We start from the raw sequence: 21,347 nt of genomic DNA, 5'->3' as shown, positions 1-21,347 counted from the left end.
GGGTTGACTGTCGTACGGCCGCGCCGGACCCCGTTGAGGGCAACGGCCACACCGGAGGAGTTAGTACAAAAAATGTACTCGCCAGTGACGTTAACCTAGCACAGTGAGTACTGAATCTGCACCGACACCTCGTGTCTGTTCTGTGACCGACGCGATAGCCGTCGTCGGGGAACGCCACTCGCTGCCGATCGTGCGCGAACTGCTGTACGGCAACCGGCGCTTCTCCGAAATCGCCGACGCCGTCGGGCTCAACCGGACGCTGTTGTCCACACGGCTGCGTCGGCTGGAGACGGCCGGTGTCGTGGAGCGGCGGCGCTACAGCGAACATCCACCGCGCGACGAATACGTCCTCACGGAAGCGGGCAAGGCCCTGCTCCCCGTGCTCGCCGCCCTCAAGGAGTGGGGCGACCTCTACTGCCGCGACGGCATCGCCACAGCGGAGTTCCAGCACCGATGCGGTGCCATCCTGCACACCCGAGCGGACTGCGCCGCCTGCGGCGAGGAGATCCGCTTCGAGGACCTGGCCGTGGTGGGAGGCACACACCCGCCACAGATACGACTCTGAGCCGCCCTTCCTCTCGCACGCCCTCCGGCCCGGAACCTCGCGCGCCAGAGCCGGACCTGCACGTACGAAGGGGCACTCCGCCCTCGCCAACCTCACGGTTACGCGTACTCGATTCCGTTGGCGGCGGTCACCTTTCTGGTCAGCGCCTGGGAGTAGTTCAGCGCCATCGGAGCTGTCCCTTCCATCGGATCCACCTCTCGCTGGAGCGTGCCTGGGCCCCGGTCCGGGGTGCCGGAGGCACGCGGTCACACTTGGGATGCCGCTCCAGCGCCGTGACCCGCCACGAGCGTTCACCGGGGCGTCCGTCCAGCCATGTCCGGCTTCGCTCGGGCACCGGTTCTGAATCCAGCGTCGATGACCAATCGGCCGCTTGTCTCTCACATGAATGGGTGATGGAGCGTTCTCCGGACCGCGGGGCCGCAAAAGCTCTCAACGCCACGGAAGCCTCGAGCACAGCGGACGCTCACACGCTGTCACGCGCGTCCGATCTTCGGTCGCGCAACCGCTACGTGCTGCGCAGTTAGTCTTGCCTGGCGATGACCAGGAGCAGACGGGCACCCCCGTCGGTGGTCCGAGGCGGTTCGGCAGTGAGCGTCCCGCCGTGGGCGGCCGCGATGTCGCGGGCGATGGCGAGGCCCAGACCCGTGCCGCCTTCGCTGCGGGTACGGGCGTTGTCCAGACGTGTGAAGCGGTCGAAGACCCTCTCGCGGTCGGGTTCGGGGATGCCGGGACCGTCGTCGCTGACCTCGACGACCAGCTCATGTTCGGTGTGGTGCACTTCCACGATCACACTGCTGTGTGCGTGGCGCAGCGCGTTGTCGATGAGGTTCAGGAAGAGGCGGGCGAGTGCCGTGGGGCTGCCCAGGATCGCCTCGTCTGAGGCGGAGTCCGTGACGAGGACGACAGGTTGACGGGGGTAGCGCTCGGCGAGGGTCCGTTGCAAGAGGTCGGTGACGCGCAGGGGTTGGAGTTTCAGGGGCTGGCGAGCGTCCAGGCGGGCAAGGAGCAGGAGATCGGTGACGATGTCTTCCAGACGTGTGGTGTCGCGCAGGGCCTCGCTGCCGACCACTGTCCATTCAGCCCGGTCGGGGCGGGCCAGGGCCAGCTCAAGACGGGCCTTCAGGGTGGTGAGGGGGCCGCGCAGTTCGTGCGAGGCGTCCGAGGTGAAGGTCCGCAGACGGCCGACGGCACGCTGGAGTTGATCGAGAGTGCCGTTCATCGTCTGCGCGAGCAAAGCGACTTCGTCGTTGGAGTCGGGGACGGGGACGCGCTGCTGGAGACTGTGGGCGGTGATGTCGGCGAACTCGGCACGGATGTTCTCCACCGGTCGCAGTGCCCGGCCCATGGCGTACCACGCCAGGTAGGCGACCAGCAGGACCAGCAGGGCGGTACACGGGACCAGGGCCCAGGTCAACGTGATCACGGCGGTACGCGCGGGAGCAAGATTGGGATAGGCCTGCACCACCATCGGCCCCGCAGACGTGCCCACATAGGCATTTGCACCCTGGTCCGCCGATGCGGTGGATGAGGAGCCGGCGGGGGGCGCGGTGTCCAGGATGACGTCCGGCAGCTCGGCCCGTACGTCGCCCGGAGGCATCCCTGAGGCGAGTTGGCTCGCTGCCTTTTCGACGTGGTCGCGGGCCGTGTTCTGGGCGGAGTCGACCAGATTGTTGTGGACGGCGTAGAGCAGGACCACCGAGCAGGCGACGAGAGCAAGGCTGGCGACGAGTGCGACGGCGGCGGTGGCACGGACACGCACGGTCTGCGGCCACAGCCGTAGGCGCCGGCGGGGGGCGCCGCCGTCAGGCTCCGTCGGAGCGGAGCCGGTAGGCCCCGCCAGGTACGGTTTCGATACTGGCCCGGCCGAAGGGCCGGTCGATTTTCCGGCGAAGAGCACTGACGTAGACCTCCACGATGTTGGGGCCGCCCTCGTACGCACTGTCCCAGACCCGCTCCAGGACGGCGGCCTTGCTGATGGCGATGTCCGGGGTTGCCGCGAGCAGTGCCAGGACGTCGAACTCCCGAGGAGTGAGGGCGATGTCCGTGCCTGCGCGTCGGCAACGCCGGGCTCCTGTGTCGATCTCCAGGTCCCCGAAGTGCTGGACGATCTGCCGCTCCGGACGCGCGCGGCGTATCAGGGCGTGCAGACGAGCGGTGAGGACGACGAAGGAGAAGGGCTTCGTCAGGTAGTCGTCGGCCCCCGTCTCCAGTCCTTCCGCCTCGTCGTACTCACCGTCTTTCGCCGTCAGCATCAGGATGGGGGTGTTGTCACCGCTCGACCGCAGGTGGGCGCACACCTTGTAGCCGTTCAGGCCAGGCATCATGACGTCGAGAATGATCACGTCGTAGTTGTCGGCGGCCGCCTTGGCGAGACCGTCAAGGCCGTCGCTCGTGGCATCCACCGCGAACCCCTCTGCGCGAAGGCCCTGTTGGAGCAGCTCCACGAGACGGGCGTCGTCGTCCATCACCAGCACACGCATGCGTCTACCTTGCCCGACCGGTCGCGCCAGACGCTGAAGAGAATCTTCAGGACGTTCAGCGGTCCTTCCGCCTGCGGGGCTGACTGCCCGAGCGACCGGCGGGCAGAGGCGGCCGAATTCGCCGCCCGGCCCGGCATCACGTTCAGCGGCGACGAGTTGATCGACCGGGTGGTGGCCCCCATCATCTACCGGTTCATCTTCCTGCCCTGGATGCTGCCCGAGGTGGATGCGCGCACCTACGTCGACGAACTCCGCGAGCGCTCCGTCTGGCCCAAGTGCGGTCGTTCAGTCCGGAGTTCCCGGGGGCTCTGGCCGGACAGCTCGGCGTCGCGTCTGTGGAGTGCGTTCGCCAGCTGTACACGCGAGTGAATGCCCAGCTTGACGAAGATCGACCGGACGTGGGTGCCGATCGTGTTGGGGGACAGACCCAGGTCGTCGGCGACGGCTCTGTTGGTGAGCCCGGAGCCGATCAGACGGGTGACCGCCAGCTCGGCCCTGGTCAGTGCCTGCCACCCCGACGCGGGGCGGGCTGCTCCCGTCGCCCACTGTGCCCGTCGAACTCCCGCCCCGCGAAGGACCTCTTGGACGGACAGCATCGAGGTTCTGATACCGATGTCATGGTAGAGCTGCCACGCCCGGTCGAGGTGGGCGATCCCTTCCTCGCGATGGCCCTCGGCGAGCAGCGCTCGGCCCAGATCATCGGCGACGGCCGCGCGGGCAGTTGGTCGCGGAACGGCCTTCAGGATGTCCGCCGCCTTCTGGAGCATCTGTCGGTCCTGGTGAACCAGCCCTCGAGTGTGCAGGGCGAGGCCCTCGAATGTCGTGACGCCGGGGTTGCGCGCCGCGCCCTCCCCCGCGATCGCGGCCGCCTCTTCCGCGAAGCGGGCGTCGCCGCCGGCAAGAGCCATGCGCGCGAACATCGGCATCCATCCCGGCCACCAGGGCCACCAGGTGCGCCCGTCGCGCGCCGCGTACAGCAGCGGTCCGAGTACGGCCAGGGCCTGCGCGACATCACCCTCAGCGGCGGCGAGCCATCCCTGCATGAGAATCAGACCCGGTGAGCGCACATCGTCGTCCACGTCGGTGTGCGTGAGATAGGGCGTGAGAAGAGCCCGCGCCCGCACGACATCACCCCGGTACAGCTCCAACGTGCTGAGGAGGGAGACGGCATCAAGTTCGTACACATGATTGCCCAGTTCCGAGCCCAGGGTCACCAACGCCGTCGCATCGGCCCCGGTTTCCTCCAGGCGCCCTTCGCAGAAGTCCTGCCACATCTGGGCGTGCAACATGGACGGCAGAACCGCCTCGGCCTGACTTCCGGACTCCTGGCGCGCGGCGTCGAGCAGCGATCGGGCCTCGGTGTACCGGTCGAGCAACTGCAGCACCAGAATCTCCGCCGGCAGATACTCGGCGCCGGCGATGGCACGCAGTTCGCGGAAGTGAGCCAGCGACTGCGCGTGATGTCCCGAGTTCTTGGCCAGTTCGGCGAGCGCCAGGTGCGACACCTCCAGCGCTGCGCGGTCGCCCGCCTCCTGAGCAAGTGCGAGGGCGGCTTCCGCCTCCGCCCGGGCGCGCTCCGCGGTCTCGGAGCGCGTGATGGCCAGGGCGCGGGAGGCTCGCAGCCGGGCTTGTAAAGGGGCGGACACCTGCTCGGCGGACAGGACCGTGTCGATACGGCCGACCGACTCGGTCAACCGGCCCGTCAGCCACAGCGCGCGGGCCGCGAATACCTCGATGCGCGCCGCTTCCTCCGTCGGCGGGGCCTTGCGGAGCAGGGAGTCGGCGACGTGCACGGCCTGGGCTGAGCGTTGGGCTCGGCTGAGGATGTCGACGCAGCGGATCCCGACATCCCAGTAGCCGGGCTGGTCAGGACCGGTCAGTGCGAGAGCGGAAACGATCAGGTCGGCGGCCGTGTCCGGCATGGACGCCAGCGCCTCGTCGGCCGCTGCTCTGAGGATGGCGACGCTGGTGTCATCCGCGCTTCTTCCACCGGCCGCCGCATGCGGTGCCGCGCTCAGCGCGCTGTGTCCCGCATGGATCAGGTAGCGAGCGCACCGCTGATGCATGCGGCGACGTGTCGCATCGGAAAGATCGGCGTAGACGGTCTCCCGGACGAGATCGTGCCGGAAGGCGATGAGGGATCCGTGCGACACGAAAAGCCCCGACGACGTGACGCTGTCGATCAGATCGGACACAGTTGCCGGAGGCTGGTCCGGCAGCAGGCCGAGGGCATCCTCGAACGTCAGGGGGCGGCCCAACACTGCGGCCAGGCGCACGAGTTCCGCGGCCGTGGCCGGTAGTACGGTCAGATGGCGGCGGACTCCTGCCACGAACTCGGCAGGCACCTGGTCCTCGTTCTCACCGCGGGCGCGGGCGCGGGCGATGCCCTCCAGGATCTGCACAGCGAGGAACGGAGTGCCGGCCACTCCTTCCAGCATTCGACGCGTTCCATCGGCAGGAATATGTCCGAGCCAGTCCCTCGCAACCTCCAGGAGGTCCGTGAGACCGAGCGGGCCGAGAACGAGTTTCTCGACCGGAACGCCGTCGAAGTGACCACCGGAGAGCTCCTCGGCCAGGCCGCTTGACCTGTCCCGGGCCGTGAACGCCCACACGACCGGAAGGCCCGACAGCCGGGCCGGCAGTACGCGGAGGGCCAGACGGCTCAGGCGGTCGATCCATTGAATGTCGTCGATGGCGATGAAGACGGGTGAACAGCTTGCCACTTCCTCCAGCAGCGCGCAGACCCGGTCGATGAGAAGCAGAGGCTGATCCACCAGCGTGTTCACATCGTCGAATGCCTTCGAGGACGCCAGTGGTGTGCGGCCGGATCGCAGAGCGAGCAGAAGCGGCATGCCCGGCGAAACATGGTCGACCTCGTCCGCTTTGCTCATCCCCACCACGAACCCGGCGGAGGCGGCCTCCGCGCGCACGGTGTCGAGGACCGCGGTCTTCCCGATGCCGGCCTCGCCTGTGATCAGAATGATCCCGCCCTGGCCCGAACGCTTCGCCCGGTGCACGACATGCAGCGCGCTCGACATTGGTGCAGCACGGCCACGAAGCACATGAACTCCCACAAAACCCACCGATCACACAGGTCCCGCTCACTCACGTCGAAGTGAGACGCGGGCGACGGACCCGCTGATGTGAGAGGCGACCCGGTCCGGCGCCTCCAGCGGCGACAGGTGACCCATTACGCCAAGCTCGTGAGCGTGGCGGTGAAAATCAGAGGCGGCAGGCGGCCGCGCAGGATCACCTTGTCCTCGTTGCCGACCAGCACCAGCACAGCCGATCGCTCCGGCCCTGCCCGGAAGGTCTCCCCCGGCACCTGACGGTGTGCTTCTGTGCCCGACTCACCGTGGGTCAGGACCAGATCGATGCTGTGGTCGTCGGTCTCGTCGTTGTCGTAGACATGCGACGACACCGCCTGGAATTCGTGCGTCACACCGATCGGAGCCAGCGGGGCGGGTGTGCTGAGCACTACGCCCTTCAGGCCGGTGGGAGGCGAGCACTTGGACCACCTTGCCGTCCGTCGAGCGGCCCACCACGGCGAATCCGCCGTGGCCGAACTCGCCGGCGACGCACTCGGTGTCGTCGGCGAACTGTCGATGACTGGCCGCCAGGTGCGGCGCGATCCACCCCGGGGATGGACAAAGACCAGGGGCCGGGCGTCAGTTGGCTGAGGGGGGTGGCCGGGCTCCGGGGAGTCCAGCCACCCGCAGACGCTCAGGCGGTACCGAGGGGGTTGAGGATGGCGTAGCGCCAGGTGCCGTCCTCACCAAGGCGGGCGACATTGGCAGAGGCGCCGGTGGCCTTCTTCCGGTTGCCGTCGGGAGTGGTGATCTCGAGGGTCCACTCCTCGGTGACAAACGCAATGCCGTCGCCAGCCACGATGCGCGACGGGCCGTTGGACAGCTGGGCCTTGCCGGCGATCGACCCGGCCGCGTAGTCGCGCAGCGCCTGGCCGGTGACGGTCTCACCGGTGACGGTACGCATGACGGCACCGGGAGCGAGCAGGTTCAGGACCTCATCGAGGTTCCCGGAGTTCATGGCCTTCTCGAAGGCCGGGGGGAGCTGCGCCAGGTCGGTAATGGGAGTCGACATGGTTGTTCCTTTCAGAATTGGATCTCGTGCAGATCGTTGAAATGGCGGATGCTGAGACCCGCGTGTGAATGTCCGCCAAAACGCCTCGCGGGCAGCAGCGCCGTGCTGATCGGCGCTGCAGGTTCCACGTATGGGGAGGGGGCTGTGGGACTGTCAGGCGTACCGGCGAAGGAAGCTGACCAACGCCGGGTTGACGCGGTCGGGATGAGTGAGGTTCGGCGTGTGTCCGGCCCCGGTCACGGTGACCAGCTCCTGGGCACCGGAGAGTTCCCCGGCCAGTTTCTGGCCCAACGGGTACGGGATCGGCTGGTCCGCGTCGCCGTGGACGACCAAAGCGGGCACCGTGATCTCATCGAGCCGGCCGGTGATGTCATCCGCTCCCATCAGTACCTGCACCGCGTCGGCGAGCCGTTCACGCGGCTGCGTCTTCCACTTCGCCAGCCACTGATCGTGGATCGCGGGGTGTCCGAGCAGTATCCCCAGCAATACCGGGGCCACTGCCTCCGGACCCGCGCCGCGGAGTCCCTCGGACGCACCGCGCATCTGCGCCAGCGCCTCGGGTGGCCAGGCGACCGACGTCGTGTCGATGAGCACCAGGGACTTGACCCGGTCAGGCGCCACCAGGGCGGCTCGCATCGACAGAAAGCCGCCCTGCGAATGCCCCACCAGCGTCGCCTGCTGCACGTCCAGGTGATCCAGGAGCCCGATCAGGTCGGCGGCCGAGTCCCAGTAGGTGTAGGTCTTTCCGTCGTCCTCGGTCCGGCCGTGCAGCCGCTCGTCCCACACGACGACCCGGAAGTCCTCGGCCAGGGCCTGGACCTGGTGCACCCACATGTCACGGTCCATGAGGTTGCCGTGGCTGAAGACCACGACCGGGCCCTCACCACCGCTGTCCTCGAAGTACAGGCGGGCACCGTTGACGTCTGCGTACGGCATGGTTGTTTTCTCCTTTCCTCCCGGCCTCACCAGGCAATCAGAGGCCCGGCCGGAAGCGGATAACGTGCTGACTGCTTGCTTAAACAGTGCTCGATGCGAGCGGCGCAGGCGAGATCCGTAAGAGACGCGCCATGGTCGAAAATGGACTCGCTGATCCGCTCATGGCGTGCGTCTCAGAGGACACGGGGCTCGGCGCAGTCTCCGCCCCACGGCCCAGAACGCCTCTGGCAGTCTCAGCGGGCGGGGCTGTCAGCGCTGTATGGCACGGAATGCCCCGGGAGTGGCACCCGCCGTCCGCTCGAAGAACTTCCCGAAGTTGGTGGGTTCCGTGAAACCCAGCATGCGCCCGATGGACGCGACTGGAAGGCCGGTATGAACCAGCAGCCGCTTGGCTTCCAGGGCGACACGGTCGTCGATGAGATCCTTCGCGGTACGGCCCGTAGCGGCCAGACAGGCCCGCGTGAGCGTCCGCGGCGAGTAACCGAGGTGCGTGGCGTACTGGGCGGCACGGCGCCTCGTGGCGAACATGCGTTCCAGCTCGCCGCGGAAGGCACGGAACACCTCGCCCCCCGCCGCAGGGTTCCATTCACCAGGGTGCGGCAGCCGAGCAATGCGTACCAGCAGCGCAGCGACAAGCTGCCGCAGCAGTTCCACAGTGAGTTCCGTCTGCGAAGCGTCCCGCTCGGCCAGCGTGCCGTATTCCGCCGCTATCTCGGCCACCGCCACCGACATGGCCCGGTACTCCACCGCAGACAGTGAGAAAGCGGCAGGGCTGAGCCCCTCGTCGATGACGGCTGCACTGGCAGGCACCGGCGGCGGGAAGGCGGGCGTGAACACCACCAGGGTCGCATCAAGATCCGCGATGCCTCCCTGAGGACCCGCAGGGAAACGCTGCACCTGACCAGGACGCACATGCAGCAGAGTCCCCGGAGCACACGGGTAACCCACAAAGTCGATCAACGCGGTGCCCTCGCCGCGGGTGACCAGGGTCAGTTGATGGAAGTCCGGACGGTTGGGCGCCGCCACGACAGGCGGCAACAGCCGCTCACGCAACGTCGCGAAGGATAAAATCTCCAGCCCCAGCCGGGGCTGATCCGGATTGTCGTAGCTGACGTCGACAACGTCCGGGCTTCCAAAATCAGCCATACACCGATGATCGCAGCCACCGCTGACCACACCGGCAACGAGCCTCCTTCGTCTTGAAGCCACTGCCCGCGAGGCCAGCGCAAACAAGGAGGCCGGCCCTCGCACAGGCCGCAGGCCGAACCCTTCAGTCCAGCACGCCCCGGTGCACTCCCCCCGAGATGTCGAGTTCGGCGAGCAGGCCGTGCACCCGTTGTTCGACGGTGTCCTGGATCGGCCGGACGGCCCCGACGCCCTGCCGTGAGGCTGTCTTTCTGCCCTGGACACTGTCGGGGCGGACGTGCGCCTGGGTCGACGGACTCGGTGACCGCGCAAGTGCGGCCTTCGCCGTCAGGCGGCCCGGTGCTGGAAGGTGCGGCGATAGGCCGTGGGCGTGACGTCGAGTGCGTCACGGAAACGGGCGCGCATGTTGGCGCCGCTGCCGAGGCCGCACCGGACGGCGATCTGTTCCACCTGGAGGTCGGTGGTCTCCAGGAGTTCTCGCGCGCGGTTGATGCGGGCGGTCAGGAGCCACTGGTGGGGGCTGACGCCGGTTTCCTGGCGCCACAGGCGGGTCAGGGTGCGCGGGGAGACGCCGGCATGGTCGGCGAGGTGGGGGATGGTGAGGTCCTCTTCGAGGTGGAGCAGGGCCCGTTCACGGGTGCCGGCGAGCGTGGTGGCCTGGGGGGTGGGGAGGCTCCTGCTGATGTACTGGGCCTGGCCGCCGTCGCGGTGCGGGGCGGCGACGATGTCCCTGGCGATGTCGTTCGCGACGGCCGCGCCGAGGTCTTTGCGGACCAGGTGCAGACACAGGTCGATGCCGGCCGTAAATCCCGCGGAGGTCAGGATGGTGTCGTTGTCGATGTAGAGGACGTTGCGGTCGACGCGCAGCCGGGGGTAGAGCTTTTCGAGGTCGTCCGCGCTGGCCCAGTGGGTGGTGACGGTGCGGCCGTCGAGCAGTCCGGCCGAGGCGACGGCGAAGGCGCCGGTGCAGATGGAAGCGATGCGTATCCCGGCGCGGCCGGCGAGCTTGAGAGCGGCCCTCACCCGTGGGCGCGGAGGGCGCCGGAAGTCCTCGACGCCCGGGACGATGATCGTGTCCGCTTCGGCGAGCGCCTCGAGACCCGCGGTCAGCCCGAGGGTGAAACCGGCGCTCGTGGTCACGGCCTCCTCGGTGTCGCCGCACACGGTGAGCTCGTAAGGGGTGTTCGGACGGGCGTTGAAGATCTGCGTGGGGATCCCCAGATCCATGGGCAGCACGCCGTCGATCGCCAGGACCATGACCCGATGCTTGTTCATGGCCGCAATGTTACGTCCGTCATTCATATCGCAGGGAGGGCCAGGGAGCCGCCATGCCCTGGCCCAGAGATGTTCCCGGGATAAATCACCTGTTCAAGCCGCTGATCGTGTGACCGGAAAGCAAGGGCCCATCCGCGCAGTTCTGGCTCAAAAGATGCGGATGATGGCAGATGAGCCGTGTCCTGGACGGGAGGTTCCGGAGCAGGATCGAGGAACGAGCGCGGGGCAGCCGACTCCACACATCGGTGGAGCGGTCCGAGAGCCCCGGCCGTGGACGAGGAGCTGGCGATGACTTCGCTGAATGTGGTGGGCCGCTTCTTCGACGTACAGGGCGGCCAGGTGTACGCCCACGTCCATGAGGGTGACGGTCCGGCGCTGGTCTTCCTGCACTACTACGGAGGCTCCCGGCGCACCTGGATCCCGGTGCTGCGGCTGCTGGATCCCGGACAGGGCTTCGTGGCCTACGACCAGCGTGGATGGGGCGACTCCACGAGCGTGCCGGGACCTTACGGCCTGGAGCAGCTCGCGGACGACGCGCAGCGGGTCATCGATGCGCTCGGATACTCCGACTACGTGCTCGTCGGACACTCCATGGGCGGCAAGGTGGCCCAGATACTGGCCGCACGCAAGCCCGCCGGGTTGCGGGGAGCCGTCCTCGTGGCGCCCGCACCGCCCGCGCCGATCGGGGTGACCGAGCAGATGCAGGAGATGGCTCTCCACGCCTACGAGAGCGAGGAGGGGATTCTTCAGGGTATCGACCTGATGATGACCCGCGGCGGGCTGACTCCCGAGCTGCGCCGGCAGGTGGTCGAGGACAGTATGCGCGGCGGCGAGCAGGCGCGTCTTGCATGGTCGCGCCAGGGCATGGTCCAGGACGTGTCGGCCGGCGTCTCAGCCATCGAGGTGCCGGTGCTGGTTCTCGCGGGCAGCCACGACAAGGTCGACCCGCCGACCGTGCTTGCCGACCACCTGCTGCCGCTGATCCCGACCGCCACGCTGACCGTTCTGAAGGACACCGGCCACCTCTCGCCCCTTGAGGTACCCGACCAAGTGGCCGAACACATCGGCGCATTCGTCGCCCAGATGTAGGCACAGCACTCCAGCCGCGCATCCCCCGTGCGGCGATCGGCTGTCACTCCACATGCCGTGCAGCCGCCCCCACCCTCCATACCCGGCACGCGTGAGCGTGCCGCCCGGCCACCGTGCCGATTCGCCCCGGACCGGGGCCCAAATGAAGGAGACACATCATGACCACCGACGCACACCTGTCCGTGTTCGAGCAGCTCGACCTCCCCGACACGAGCCTCACCCGGGACACATTCGCCTTTGCTGAACAGGCCACGCCTGCCTTCATTCACGATCACTGCGTCCGCAGCTACGTCTTCGCCCGCGCCCATGCCCAGAACAAGGGTCTGCGCGCCGGTACCGACTACGACGACGAACTGCTGTTCGTCGCTTGCGTCCTGCACGACCTGGGACTGAGCGAGGAGGGCAGCAACGGCGATCAGCGTTTCGAGGTCGACGGCGCCGACATCGCAGCGGCGTTCCTCCGCGAGCGTGGTGTCGAAGAAGAGCGTATCGCCGTCGTCTGGGACGCCATCGCCCTGCACACCACGGACGGCATCGCCTCGCGCAAGGGCACGGAGGTGGCGCTGGCCCACTTGGGTATCGCCACCGACATCCTCGGAATCCAGCGTGAGAGCCTTCCTGCCGGCCTCGCCGACGAAGTGCACGCCCTGCTGCCGCGTCAGGACCTGGCCCACGGGTTCAGCGACATCATCATCACCCAGGGCCTGGCCAAGCCCCGGAAGGCGTCCCCGACGACCTTCATCGGCGACCTGGTGCGCCGCCACCTGCCCTACGGCGCCTATCCCACCTGGTACGACCTGATCGACGCGGCCGGTTGGGGCGACAAGCCGGTCGGTGTCACCGCCCGCCGCCGTGCCGAGACGCCCCAGCAGTTGGGGGCCATGTACATGGAGTACCTGGAGGCCGGTGACGTCGAGGGTCTGGTGTCGCTGTACGAGCCGAACGCCCACTTCGTCCCCACTCCCGGAAATCACCTGGTGGGCACGGACGCCATCCGCCAGGCCATGCAGCAGATGGTCGACAGCGGTGCCCACCTCAAGCTCGAAATGCGCGAGATCCGACAGGTCGACGACGTCGCTCTGGTGTCGAACACCGCCACCCTCACCGGGGTCGGACCGGAGCCGGTGGTCACCACCACCACCGAGATTCTCCGACGCCAGCCGGGCGGCGGCTGGGTTCACGTCGTGGACGACCCGTTCTTCAACTGACCGCGTCGGGCGGCCTGGGCACGGAAGTACAGGCCGCCCGCCCTCCCAGGGCTTAGAACTCCACCAGCGAAAACCTCCAGGGCTGACATGCCGTCACCGACACCCGCCCATTGACACCAACCCGGCGCATCGCAGCGGCCGAGAGAACAAGGGCAGCTGCCGGCGGCGGCATCTGGGGGGTGGCGAGACGGGAGCAAGGACCGCACGGGCAATCCGGGGCGGTCGCGCGGCATCCCGGGCGACGCGAACGGCAAGGCACCGCATGAAGTCGTCAGCGTCCTGGCCGTCGTAGGCGTGATGCAGAGCCTGCGCTTCGGCACACCGTCGCATGGTTACATCAGGGCTTTCAGCGGAGGCGGTACGAGATCGCGAGCCGCGTTGAAGGAGCGGTACTGCAGTTCCTGCGCGGCTGGACGGCGGAGTCGTTCGTAGCCGGAGAGGGCCTGTTCGACCGGGAGCCCGGGGGCCGTGAGCAGATCCGAGAGGACTGCCGCATCCTCGAGTCCCGCACCGCCCCCTTGACCGAGAGCCGGGCTCATGGCGTGGGCGGCGTCGCCGGCGATCGCGACCCGGCCACGGGCCCAGACGGTGGTGGTGACCTGCTCGATGTCGACGGCGAGGTGGTCGGGGTCAGACCGCATGGCCTCGACCACGTAGCCGAGGGGGCCTTGCAGGCCAGCGAATCGTTCAGCCAGCGCGCTCAGCCGGGTGTCACGGTGCCGCCGGGCCGGGTCGTTGATGAACACCATGCAGTGCAGGGTCTTGCCCCCGTCGATCAGGAAGTACGCCAGTCGCGAGCCCTGGACCGGTGTGGTGCGGGCGGCGAAGGTCACGCCGATCTTGTTCGGGAGGCGGAAACGCATCACGGTGCAGCCGATATCGAACGGTGCAGGACCGCCGAGGACGTTGAGGCGGATCCAGGAGCGGACGCCGTCAGCTCCGATGACGGCGTCGTACTCGCCGGTGGTGCCATCGTCGAAGCGGACGCCGACGGTGATGCCGTCGTCCTCGACCGCGGCTGGAGTGGTGCCGGTGCGAACCAGGTCACGGACCGGATCGAGGAGCCGCGTCTGTAAGACAGACCGCTCCAGCAGCATTCCGGGGTAACTCGGCATGGTGTCCACGGGAACCGAGGTGTGCGCGTCGAAGATGTACTCGCGCACCATCAGGTCCCGCTGCCACAGGCCAGGCGGTAAGCCCAGCTGATCCAGCGCCTTGTGATGCCGGTCGGTCAGCGAGATCGCCCATCCGACCTCGGTCAGCTCTGGGGCCCGTTCCACCACCGCCACCTCAGCGCCCCGGACGTGCAGACCGTGGGCGAGGCCGAGTCCTACAGGCCCGGCGCCGACGACAAGGACTCGGCGGCTCATCCGACCGACATCCCGCCATCGACGGCCAGGATCTGGCCGGTCACCCAGGAAGCGTCCGGGTCGGCCAGGGCAACGATCCACCGTGCGACCTCCGCGGCGGTTCCACGGCGCTTGAGCGGCAGACTCGCGGCCTCGGCCGCCTTGATCTGCTCGACCACCTCCGGGTTGGCGATCGTGGAGAGAATGTCGGACTCGGTCGGGCCGGGCGCGATCGCGTTGACCCGGATTTTACGCGGGGCCAGTTCTGCTGCCCAGCAACGCGTCAGATACCCCAGCGTGGACTTGCTCGCGGCGTAGTAGAGCGGCCCGCCGGTGGGTTTGTGCGCGATGGCGCTGGTGACGTTGACGATGCTGCCACCGTCGGCCAGTGCGTCCGCAGCTGCGGCCACCAGCTGGACCGGGCCGTGCACGTTGGTACGGAACAGCGCGTCCAGGTGGTCGGCGGTGATCTCCGCCGTGCCTACGGGAGAAAGCATGCCCGCGTTGTTGACCAGCGCGTCCAGCCGTCCGAACTCAGCGAGGGTTGCCTGGACCATGTCCCTCGCGGAGCCATCGGCGGAGACATCCCCGACGTGCACCGCTATCGAGTCACGTCCTTTCGCTATCTCGCGCAGCGGGTCCTCACGGCGGCCAGTGATCATCACCGACCACCCTTGGTCAGCCAGCAGTTCGGCGGCAGCTCGCCCGATCCCGCTGCCACCACCGGTAACGAGAGCAGTGCGTTGCGTCGTCATCCTGTCCTCCTCTGCGTCCTCACGGACGCTAATAGCGAATGATCTTTCGCTATTAAAGAGACCGCCGACCGTACCCGTCAAGCAGAGGTCGCTGTCTGCCTCGCTCAGCGAAGGACCGCCAAGAAGCAGTCGGACGATCTCCCGCCCGGGGACAGCCGAAGCCCGACAGAGGGGCGGCGATGGGTAGGCTCTCCCCCGCACATGACATTCACCGGTCGGGCTCAGAAATGCATCGATGACGGGCCGAGGCCCGGCTGGGGCATCGGTTCTCACCCGGCACAATCTCGTGCAAGAATCTTGTTTCCCGCAGTCCCCCTGTTCCTGCCACTCCCCCGGCTTGCACCATGCCTCGTATATCGACTGACCGACGCTCGCGCGTACGTCGTGCCATCATCGACGCCGCCGCGGACTGCTTCGCGCGCAAGGGCTTCGCCGCCACGTCTATGCCGGAGATCTGTGCGGCGGCGAACATGTCCGTGGGTGGCATCTACCGCCACTTCGCGAGCAGGGAAGACCTGATCAATGCAGTGTTCGAGGCCATCCGCGCACCAGTCGTCGCAGCCCTCGACGAGGCCGCGCAGGGCCCTGATGTCCTCGACACAGCGGAAGTGATCGACCTCGTGCACAACACTCTGATACAGAGTGCGCCAGGCTCGGCACCGCGGCTTATAGTGGGTCAGTTCTGGGCTGAACTCCTCCGGGATCCGACCCACCCCGGCCCGCACCAGCCGCTGGCTACGGCGCTGCACGCAGCGCTGACCCGACTCGTCGCACGGGCGAATCCGGACGCCCCTGAACCCGAGCGGCTCGCCGTCGCCCTGATAGCGGCAGGCATGGGGGTTTTCCTTACCCAGAGCATTGTCGATGCGAAGGCGTCGACCCGCGAACTGATCGACGCAATGTCAGTACTCCTCCGACACGGCCCGACCCTGACCTGACCCGCGCACTCGATACCCGGCACGCAGCGACCGTGCACGGAACACTCGCCTCACAGCGCGAAGCAATGGGGGACGACTACATCGTGGTGCGTGCAGAGGCTGGCGGAACGAGCCTCAGTACGGCCGGGCATTCCACGTCCGGTACTGCGGTTCTTGCCTTCTACAGTCAGTCTGCGCAGATCGGCCGCGTCGGTCGGGTGCGGTAGTTGGGGAGCCACGGCGGTGCTGTCCTGGCGGACCTTATGCCAGGCATCGATCCACGGCCGCTGCTCGACCCCCGCGACGCCACAAGCATCCAGGAACCCCGTGAGCTGCCGCACGCTGCAAGGAACCCTTCCCCGCCGGACGATGCGGTGTGCCGTGCTGTGCGGCAGTTTTCCGTAGCCGCCAGCCAGTTCCTCCATCCGCTGGAACGAGGGGGCACCGGCCTTCTCGTACAGTTCACACAGCGCCGCGCTCATCTCGGCCCGGTCGGCGATGACTTCGACCGCAGGAGCCTGCGGCCGCCGAGTACCACTGTCGGCCCGTCGCTCTTCATACCGGGCCACGCGCCACAGCCTACGGGCTTCGGCGAGGGCTTCATCGGGGCTGTGGCCCTGCGCAGCAGCGCATACGCGGACGAAGTCGAGGACGACGCCCTCGCCGGGAGTTGTCCTGCCCGACGCGGCCCGGCTGAGGGTGGTCTTGTCGTGGGTGCTGAATCCGGCGAGCTGACTGTAGGTCAGCCCGGCCTGCCGTCGTTGTCCTCGCAGGTACTCTGCGAGGACAACGACGGCAGGAACAGTGCTGCTGATCGGCTTCTCCTGCCGCCCCATGGCCGGACCGCCCGTCAGTCGGACGGGTCGGACGGGTCGAACAGGGCACGCAGCGCCGCGCGCAAGCGGCTGGAGCTTCCGGTGGTGACGGCTGCCACGACGGCCGCCGCAGCCAGGCCGGCCCCCAGGATCAGCTTCAGGACGGCGCTCAGAGCCAGGCCCACCATCACCACGAGGAACGCCGTGACCACGATGGCCACGATGATGACGGCTGCCTCGGCACCGCCCAGACGGCTACGGCCGGAACCGCTTTCCGGCTTCTGTGCTACACCGTGTAGTTCCGGTGCGTGGTTATGGTTCTTGCTGCTCATGAAATTCCCCTTCTGCCGGGGCCCCTTTTCGGGGGCACCGGCGTGCTACTGGCTCCAAGGTGGTTGACGGACTGCCAAGCGGTTGGCGCCACTGTGGGGTTGGCATTCCGTACGGATTCGAGGATCTCAAAAAAGTCCCTTCATAGGGAGTCGAGTTGGGTACGTCTCTGCGCCAGGGGACATTGGTGCAGCGGTATCCCGCATATGCGAGGTTCGCTGCTGTTCCTGAAACTTCCTGAACGATTCATGAAGCGGTGTTCCGGCAGCTCAGGAAGTGCGCGGCAGTCGATGAGCCCTCAGAGGGAACCAGTTGGTGTGGGGCTGTCCCAATCGGCTGCTTGACTCGATCACCAGGAGACCGTCACTGTGGTCTGAAAGCTACGACCCGCCGAGAGGTAGGATCGCAGGAATACCCTGATTGCTACTGGCTCCAACCACAGCACAAGGGGAAATAAGCGGTCTCGTGTTGGCGCACGGAACCGCCGGAAGCCGGTATCCCGGAAACGGGAGCCGGCTTTTTCCGTACCTGGGACGTCCGGGCACCAATAGGCCGGCCCCCAGGAGCCACTGCAGAAGCAGAAAACCACTGAGGAACAGAAGACGGCCCCGTCTCCTTCCTCGGGTACCGACCAGACGGACGGCCTGTACCCGAGGAAGGCAAGAAGGTCAGTCCCCTGAGAGCGGACCCCAGAACTCGGGACCGGCGATGCCGTCAGGATCCTGCCCCATGTCCTTCTGGAACGCCTTGAGAGCATCCCGGGTACGTGCTCCGAAGATCCCGTCCACCGTCAGCGGATGACCGGACTGCGACAGATAGTTCTGCAGCTTGACCACGCACGGCGTAGCCGACCCCATGCCGACCAGCGTGTCCATGCACGCGGCCGGGGAGCCGTTCGCCAGGTACGACCGCGTCTGTGCGTCGGCCACCCCGGTCGAGGGCAGCGACCGGTAGGTCTGGAACGCCTGGACTGCCGCCGCCGTCTTGGACCCGTAGATGCCGTCCACGGACAGGCCGGCGCCGTCCCACTGGTTGTGCGCGTGCGGATCGTTGAGATAGCTCTGCAGCACGCGCACGCAGGCGCCCCGCGAGCCGGTGTGCAGGTCACCGCAGTTCTCCAGCGGTCCCGCCGACGGAAGGACGAAGGAGTCCTCCGCCACCGCCGCGACGGGCTTCGCACCGGACTCGGACTTGACCCCGGATCCGCAGGCCGTCGCCCCGGCCAGGACCAGAGCTGTCAGGACCCCGCAGCCCGCAGCCTTGAGCCCCCGCGCCGCCGTCCCACTTCGAAAGGTCAATGCCATGTTTCCCTCCAGAGGATTGTCGGCGTCACTCCGCCCCGTACGAAGTGACCACCGGTCGACACACCATGACGCTCCGTTAGTGGCACTATTGGGGTCAAGACTCAGCCCGGCGTAAAGAGTTCATGAATGTTCACGGGGGGTCTGACCTGGGAGAACCGGCTTCCACGGCCAGACGAGGGGGAGGCATCCCGTCATGGGATCGGCACGACAGGACAGCAGCTATGGCGACTTCCTAAAGCGAAAGCAGGAGCAGCTCAAGAACGATCCGAAGCGGACGCAGGAGAGCTTCGGGCAGGCATGCAAACGCTCTGCCGCCTGGGCCAGCAACTTTTTCAACAGGGCGGACAGAGCACCTGAGAGGGAGTACGTCGACGCGTTCGCCAGGACCATCGGGCGCGACCCTCATGCCGAGTGGGAAGAGTGGAATTCGGCCTGGGAGGACAGATTCCGGCAAGAAGAACCGGCGGCCTCAGAAGAAGACCGTCCCTGGGGCAATCGGTTCCGGAACCGGAAATTCCTCGTTACCTCTGTACTCGGCGCGACCGTCCTCGCGGTGATACTGGTCCTGACCGTGTTCCCGGACAAGCATCCGCCGTCCTCTTCTTGCACGCTGACCTCCTGCCGAGGCAAAGAACCCAACGGACACTGCGACGAGGGCGTGCAGACAATCGCGGAGCAGGATCGGAAGACTCCAGGGCCGATCACGGTGGTGGTCCGCTGGAACAGCAAGTGCCAGGCTGCCTGGGCAAAAGCATGGGGCGACTACGTGAAGCAGGGCGACAAAGTGACGGTGTCCGTGGACGGGGGTGTGTCGGAGTCCAGGAAGGTCAACTACGGGACTGACCAGCACACCATGATGGTTCCGCGTACAGAGATTCAGCGCGTACGCGCATGCTGGGAACGCGCAGGTGACCAGGTCTGCACCAAGTGGTTCCCCGGATAGGCAGGCAACTCATTCATCTCCTGCTGTCACCAGGTGCAAGCAGGCTGGTGACCTCGGCGATCGCCTCCGCCGAGGGATGAAAGTAGCGCCGTACGTTCTCCGCCTTCCTATGGCGCCAGCCTGGCCATGAGCATCGCCAGGCTGACGCCGGCTTCATCCGGGCCCGTCGCCCCGAGCACGGCGGCCCCGCCCTTGAGCCGGTGGTGGCCGGAGATCATGGCCGTCCTCCTCGTCGACGCCGTGGTGTACGTGGCCATGCTGGCGGCCCCGGACGTGGGCAGATGCTTCGTCATCGCCCCGAGCCAGGTAATCGGCGAACGGGCCATCGAGACGTTCGCGACCAATGACGAACAGCGCGCTCTGCTGACCACTGGCGCCGGCAACTCCCGCATCTACGGCCCCGACGGATCGCCCATGGGAAAGACCCTCGACGAGTACGCCGAGCCCGCATGTTCGCGTCCGACCGCGAACTGCGTGCCGCCCGCATGACCGCCAGCCTCAGCACAGCCGTGAAAGCCCTCGCCGAAGAACTCGGCGCCGCTCCCGACGGCATCGGTCCCCCGCATCGCGACCGCCACGGCTTTCCTTGAAGCCGGGATGCCAACTCTCAGAGGCCCGGGACGCGATGCCGGGTCAACACTGGCGCGGAGCCAGGCACGCGGGGTGCCCGGCTCCGCGTCTTCTTCGTCGCAGCTGCCCGCCGACAAACGGTCCGGCACCCGACCGCAGCTACCGCGAGACGTCGTTACTCCGGACGCACCGGGGCGGCGACCAGTTCGTCCAGCCCGGGGAACGGATTGTCCGGCCGGTGCTTGCGATACACGGCGTCGACGTACGACAACGGCGCCCACTTGGAAGGCTGCTCGTCGATCTGATGGACGAGCAGCGCATGGAAGTTGTTCCGCAGATCCAGATAGGGAAACGCCTCGTGCGCCGCGTCCACTACCGCCCGGTCCACATCCTCGATACCGAAAGCGAACAGGTCGGCACCAGTACCGAAATGCAAGAGAGCGGCGACAGTATGCTTGTGGGGCGCGATCCCCCCGGAGCTGTGCAACGCCACCGCGTCCCAGATCTGGTCGGCGGCGGCATCCGACAGCCCATGCTCTCGGGCGAATCGAGCGGCCCGGAACGCACTGTCCACCTCGAACCGGTTCGGTCCCTGCCCCTCGTCGGTCAGGCCGATGTCGTGCAGCACCGTGGCGAGGAAGAGCGTCTCGTCGTCGTAGTCCACCCCGGCAGTGAGGTTCTTGGCGGTGGCGATACTACGAGCGTAGAAGTAAGTGCGGACAGTGTGGTTGAGCAGCCAATCCGGAGAGTGCTCGGCAGCGAAGGCGACAGCGGCCTCCGTAGCAGCCGTACGCGGCCACCCTCCGATCTTCTCCGGCAGATCCTCGAGCACGCTCACTTGGCCTCAGCCCCCAGTGCCAGGTGCTCGACGGCGACCGCCTCGGCCGGCCGCAGCTCACCCACGACGTTGGACTGCTCGAAGTAGGCGGGCTTCGGTGTCCACGTCTCGACTACTACGTACATGGTGCATATCTCCTCGCTAGTCATGATCGGCGCGGCATGACCAGCCTAGGAAGACCGAGGCCGTCGCACGATGGCCAGATGGACAATAACCCCAAGGATCCGGCCAAGGTCGCGGTGGTGGTGCAGCCGGGCTATGTCCTGTTGGACGTAGCCGTTCCCCAGCAGGTGTTCGGCCACTGGCCGGACTACGTGACCGCCTGCTGGCCTGGCGGCGCCCCCTGTAGTACAGCGCGACTTACGCCGGGGCGCGCACAAGCACGGTCTCGCAGGCGCCGCCGTCCTCGGAATGCACGGTGACCGGCACCGCGGCCTGCTGCGTGCGGTGGTCGTAGATGGCGTTCCGCTTCATGGGCGTGGCGTGCGCGACCGGGACTGACATGGGGCGCAGGGAGCCCCGTCGGACTTGGCCCGCGCCGGGCAAGCCCAGTTGATACGACGCCGAGGTGTCGCTCGGCAGGGCAACACCCCTGATCTTGCAGCCATTGGCGAGGTCGAGAGCAAGGTCGCCAAGGCGGGATGAAACGGAGCTTCAGGTGTCGGGGAACCGAGCAGGCCACGGCCCGCACCGATTGGGAAGCCCGCGCAAGAGGCAGTCATGACA

General features: G+C 67.3%; 22 protein-coding genes. 6 read left to right on the top strand and 16 right to left on the bottom strand.

Going from position 1 to position 21,347, the window contains the following annotated elements:
* The first annotated feature begins 142 nt into the window (after positions 1-142).
* Positions 143-565 (top strand): winged helix-turn-helix transcriptional regulator, encoded by a 423-nt coding sequence (locus OG223_RS53565; protein WP_329240591.1) that lies wholly within the window; start codon positions 143-145, stop codon positions 563-565.
* Positions 566-1,085: 520 nt separating this feature from the next.
* On the opposite strand, the gene OG223_RS53560 is transcribed toward OG223_RS53565, so the two are convergent.
* The 8 genes from OG223_RS53560 to OG223_RS53525 all read right to left on the bottom strand — a co-directional run bounded on the left by OG223_RS53560 (position 1,086) and on the right by OG223_RS53525 (position 10,503).
* Positions 1,086-2,324, bottom strand: coding sequence for a HAMP domain-containing sensor histidine kinase (locus OG223_RS53560; RefSeq protein WP_329240594.1), 1,239 nt, complete (start codon positions 2,322-2,324; stop codon positions 1,086-1,088).
* A 43-nt stretch (positions 2,325-2,367) separates the two neighbouring features.
* Entirely contained in the window at positions 2,368-3,045 is a 678-nt protein-coding gene (locus OG223_RS53555; RefSeq protein WP_329240596.1) for a response regulator transcription factor, read from the bottom strand.
* Between the two features lie 236 nt (positions 3,046-3,281).
* Positions 3,282-6,107, bottom strand: a complete 2,826-nt coding sequence (locus tag OG223_RS53550) for an AAA family ATPase (RefSeq protein ID WP_329265057.1) — start codon at positions 6,105-6,107, stop codon at positions 3,282-3,284.
* A gap of 128 nt (positions 6,108-6,235) precedes the next feature.
* Positions 6,236-6,523, bottom strand: a complete 288-nt coding sequence (locus tag OG223_RS53545) for a hypothetical protein (protein ID WP_329240600.1) — start codon at positions 6,521-6,523, stop codon at positions 6,236-6,238.
* A gap of 245 nt (positions 6,524-6,768) precedes the next feature.
* Complete coding sequence (locus OG223_RS53540; protein ID WP_329240602.1) at positions 6,769-7,146, bottom strand: YybH family protein; 378 nt, start codon at positions 7,144-7,146, stop codon at positions 6,769-6,771.
* A 153-nt stretch (positions 7,147-7,299) separates the two neighbouring features.
* Positions 7,300-8,082: an alpha/beta fold hydrolase gene (locus OG223_RS53535; RefSeq protein WP_329240605.1), complete on the bottom strand. Its 783-nt coding sequence runs from the start codon at positions 8,080-8,082 to the stop codon at positions 7,300-7,302.
* 249 nt (positions 8,083-8,331) lie between these two features.
* Complete coding sequence (locus OG223_RS53530) at positions 8,332-9,228, bottom strand: helix-turn-helix domain-containing protein (protein WP_329240607.1); 897 nt, start codon at positions 9,226-9,228, stop codon at positions 8,332-8,334.
* A gap of 327 nt (positions 9,229-9,555) precedes the next feature.
* Positions 9,556-10,503, bottom strand: coding sequence for a GlxA family transcriptional regulator (locus OG223_RS53525; RefSeq protein WP_329240610.1), 948 nt, complete (start codon positions 10,501-10,503; stop codon positions 9,556-9,558).
* A gap of 288 nt (positions 10,504-10,791) precedes the next feature.
* Here OG223_RS53525 and OG223_RS53520 point away from each other — a divergent pair, with 288 nt between their 5' ends.
* A complete protein-coding gene (locus OG223_RS53520) occupies positions 10,792-11,592 on the top strand; it encodes an alpha/beta fold hydrolase (RefSeq protein WP_329240611.1) in 801 nt (266 codons plus the stop codon).
* 158 nt (positions 11,593-11,750) lie between these two features.
* Positions 11,751-12,800 (top strand): SgcJ/EcaC family oxidoreductase, encoded by a 1,050-nt coding sequence (locus OG223_RS53515; protein WP_329240614.1) that lies wholly within the window; start codon positions 11,751-11,753, stop codon positions 12,798-12,800.
* 332 nt (positions 12,801-13,132) lie between these two features.
* Here the strand turns inward: OG223_RS53515 and OG223_RS53510 are convergent, their stop codons facing one another.
* Positions 13,133-14,170: an FAD-dependent oxidoreductase gene (locus OG223_RS53510; RefSeq protein WP_329240616.1), complete on the bottom strand. Its 1,038-nt coding sequence runs from the start codon at positions 14,168-14,170 to the stop codon at positions 13,133-13,135.
* Positions 14,167-14,904: an SDR family NAD(P)-dependent oxidoreductase gene (locus OG223_RS53505; RefSeq protein ID WP_329240618.1), complete on the bottom strand. Its 738-nt coding sequence runs from the start codon at positions 14,902-14,904 to the stop codon at positions 14,167-14,169. The genes OG223_RS53510 and OG223_RS53505 overlap by 4 nt, the downstream gene beginning before the upstream one ends.
* Before the next feature lie 344 nt (positions 14,905-15,248).
* Here OG223_RS53505 and OG223_RS53500 point away from each other — a divergent pair, with 344 nt between their 5' ends.
* Positions 15,249-15,842 (top strand): TetR/AcrR family transcriptional regulator, encoded by a 594-nt coding sequence (locus tag OG223_RS53500; protein WP_329240621.1) that lies wholly within the window; start codon positions 15,249-15,251, stop codon positions 15,840-15,842.
* Positions 15,843-15,892: 50 nt separating this feature from the next.
* Here OG223_RS53500 and OG223_RS53495 read toward each other — a convergent pair whose 3' ends face one another.
* From OG223_RS53495 to OG223_RS53485, 3 genes are all read right to left on the bottom strand, one after another.
* A complete protein-coding gene (locus OG223_RS53495) occupies positions 15,893-16,657 on the bottom strand; it encodes a helix-turn-helix domain-containing protein (RefSeq protein WP_329240624.1) in 765 nt (254 codons plus the stop codon).
* Between the two features lie 14 nt (positions 16,658-16,671).
* A complete protein-coding gene (locus OG223_RS53490; protein ID WP_329240627.1) occupies positions 16,672-16,968 on the bottom strand; it encodes a hypothetical protein in 297 nt (98 codons plus the stop codon).
* A 666-nt stretch (positions 16,969-17,634) separates the two neighbouring features.
* A complete protein-coding gene (locus OG223_RS53485; RefSeq protein WP_329240629.1) occupies positions 17,635-18,270 on the bottom strand; it encodes a peptidoglycan-binding domain-containing protein in 636 nt (211 codons plus the stop codon).
* Between the two features lie 193 nt (positions 18,271-18,463).
* Here OG223_RS53485 and OG223_RS53480 point away from each other — a divergent pair, with 193 nt between their 5' ends.
* Positions 18,464-19,213: a DUF2690 domain-containing protein gene (locus OG223_RS53480; protein WP_329240633.1), complete on the top strand. Its 750-nt coding sequence runs from the start codon at positions 18,464-18,466 to the stop codon at positions 19,211-19,213.
* Between the two features lie 126 nt (positions 19,214-19,339).
* Complete coding sequence (locus OG223_RS53475) at positions 19,340-19,702, top strand: hypothetical protein (RefSeq protein WP_329265917.1); 363 nt, start codon at positions 19,340-19,342, stop codon at positions 19,700-19,702.
* 256 nt (positions 19,703-19,958) lie between these two features.
* Here the strand turns inward: OG223_RS53475 and OG223_RS53470 are convergent, their stop codons facing one another.
* The 3 genes from OG223_RS53470 to OG223_RS53460 form a co-directional block, all read right to left on the bottom strand.
* Positions 19,959-20,621, bottom strand: coding sequence for an HD domain-containing protein (locus OG223_RS53470; RefSeq protein ID WP_329240636.1), 663 nt, complete (start codon positions 20,619-20,621; stop codon positions 19,959-19,961).
* Complete coding sequence (locus OG223_RS53465; protein WP_329240637.1) at positions 20,618-20,746, bottom strand: hypothetical protein; 129 nt, start codon at positions 20,744-20,746, stop codon at positions 20,618-20,620. The genes OG223_RS53470 and OG223_RS53465 overlap by 4 nt, the downstream gene beginning before the upstream one ends.
* 235 nt (positions 20,747-20,981) lie before the next feature.
* The gene (locus OG223_RS53460; RefSeq protein WP_329240640.1) at positions 20,982-21,125 is read right to left on the bottom strand and encodes a hypothetical protein; all 144 of its coding nucleotides are present in this window, start codon (positions 21,123-21,125) and stop codon (positions 20,982-20,984) included.
* Between the last annotated feature and the right edge of the window lie 222 nt (positions 21,126-21,347).

It is taken from the genome of Streptomyces sp. NBC_01478 (genome assembly GCF_036227225.1).
Taxonomy (GTDB): Bacteria; Actinomycetota; Actinomycetes; order Streptomycetales; family Streptomycetaceae; genus Streptomyces.
The sequence above is the reverse complement of the archived record's forward strand: the minus strand, read 5'-3'. Positions and strand labels throughout refer to the sequence as shown.

Coding starts and splice junctions, on each gene's coding strand:
- OG223_RS53555 (WP_329240596.1), bottom strand. CDS start 3,045: ATGCGTGTGCTGGTGATGGACGACGACGCCCGTCTCGTGGAGCTGCTC.
- OG223_RS53540 (WP_329240602.1), bottom strand. CDS start 7,146: ATGTCGACTCCCATTACCGACCTGGCGCAGCTCCCCCCGGCCTTCGAG.
- OG223_RS53535 (WP_329240605.1), bottom strand. CDS start 8,082: ATGCCGTACGCAGACGTCAACGGTGCCCGCCTGTACTTCGAGGACAGC.
- OG223_RS53530 (WP_329240607.1), bottom strand. CDS start 9,228: ATGGCTGATTTTGGAAGCCCGGACGTTGTCGACGTCAGCTACGACAAT.
- OG223_RS53525 (WP_329240610.1), bottom strand. CDS start 10,503: ATGAACAAGCATCGGGTCATGGTCCTGGCGATCGACGGCGTGCTGCCC.
- OG223_RS53520 (WP_329240611.1), top strand. CDS start 10,792: ATGACTTCGCTGAATGTGGTGGGCCGCTTCTTCGACGTACAGGGCGGC.
- OG223_RS53515 (WP_329240614.1), top strand. CDS start 11,751: ATGACCACCGACGCACACCTGTCCGTGTTCGAGCAGCTCGACCTCCCC.
- OG223_RS53510 (WP_329240616.1), bottom strand. CDS start 14,170: ATGAGCCGCCGAGTCCTTGTCGTCGGCGCCGGGCCTGTAGGACTCGGC.
- OG223_RS53505 (WP_329240618.1), bottom strand. CDS start 14,904: ATGACGACGCAACGCACTGCTCTCGTTACCGGTGGTGGCAGCGGGATC.
- OG223_RS53500 (WP_329240621.1), top strand. CDS start 15,249: ATGCCTCGTATATCGACTGACCGACGCTCGCGCGTACGTCGTGCCATC.
- OG223_RS53495 (WP_329240624.1), bottom strand. CDS start 16,657: ATGGGGCGGCAGGAGAAGCCGATCAGCAGCACTGTTCCTGCCGTCGTT.
- OG223_RS53490 (WP_329240627.1), bottom strand. CDS start 16,968: ATGAGCAGCAAGAACCATAACCACGCACCGGAACTACACGGTGTAGCA.
- OG223_RS53485 (WP_329240629.1), bottom strand. CDS start 18,270: ATGGCATTGACCTTTCGAAGTGGGACGGCGGCGCGGGGGCTCAAGGCT.
- OG223_RS53480 (WP_329240633.1), top strand. CDS start 18,464: ATGGGATCGGCACGACAGGACAGCAGCTATGGCGACTTCCTAAAGCGA.
- OG223_RS53475 (WP_329265917.1), top strand. CDS start 19,340: ATGAGCATCGCCAGGCTGACGCCGGCTTCATCCGGGCCCGTCGCCCCG.
- OG223_RS53465 (WP_329240637.1), bottom strand. CDS start 20,746: ATGTACGTAGTAGTCGAGACGTGGACACCGAAGCCCGCCTACTTCGAG.
- OG223_RS53460 (WP_329240640.1), bottom strand. CDS start 21,125: ATGTCAGTCCCGGTCGCGCACGCCACGCCCATGAAGCGGAACGCCATC.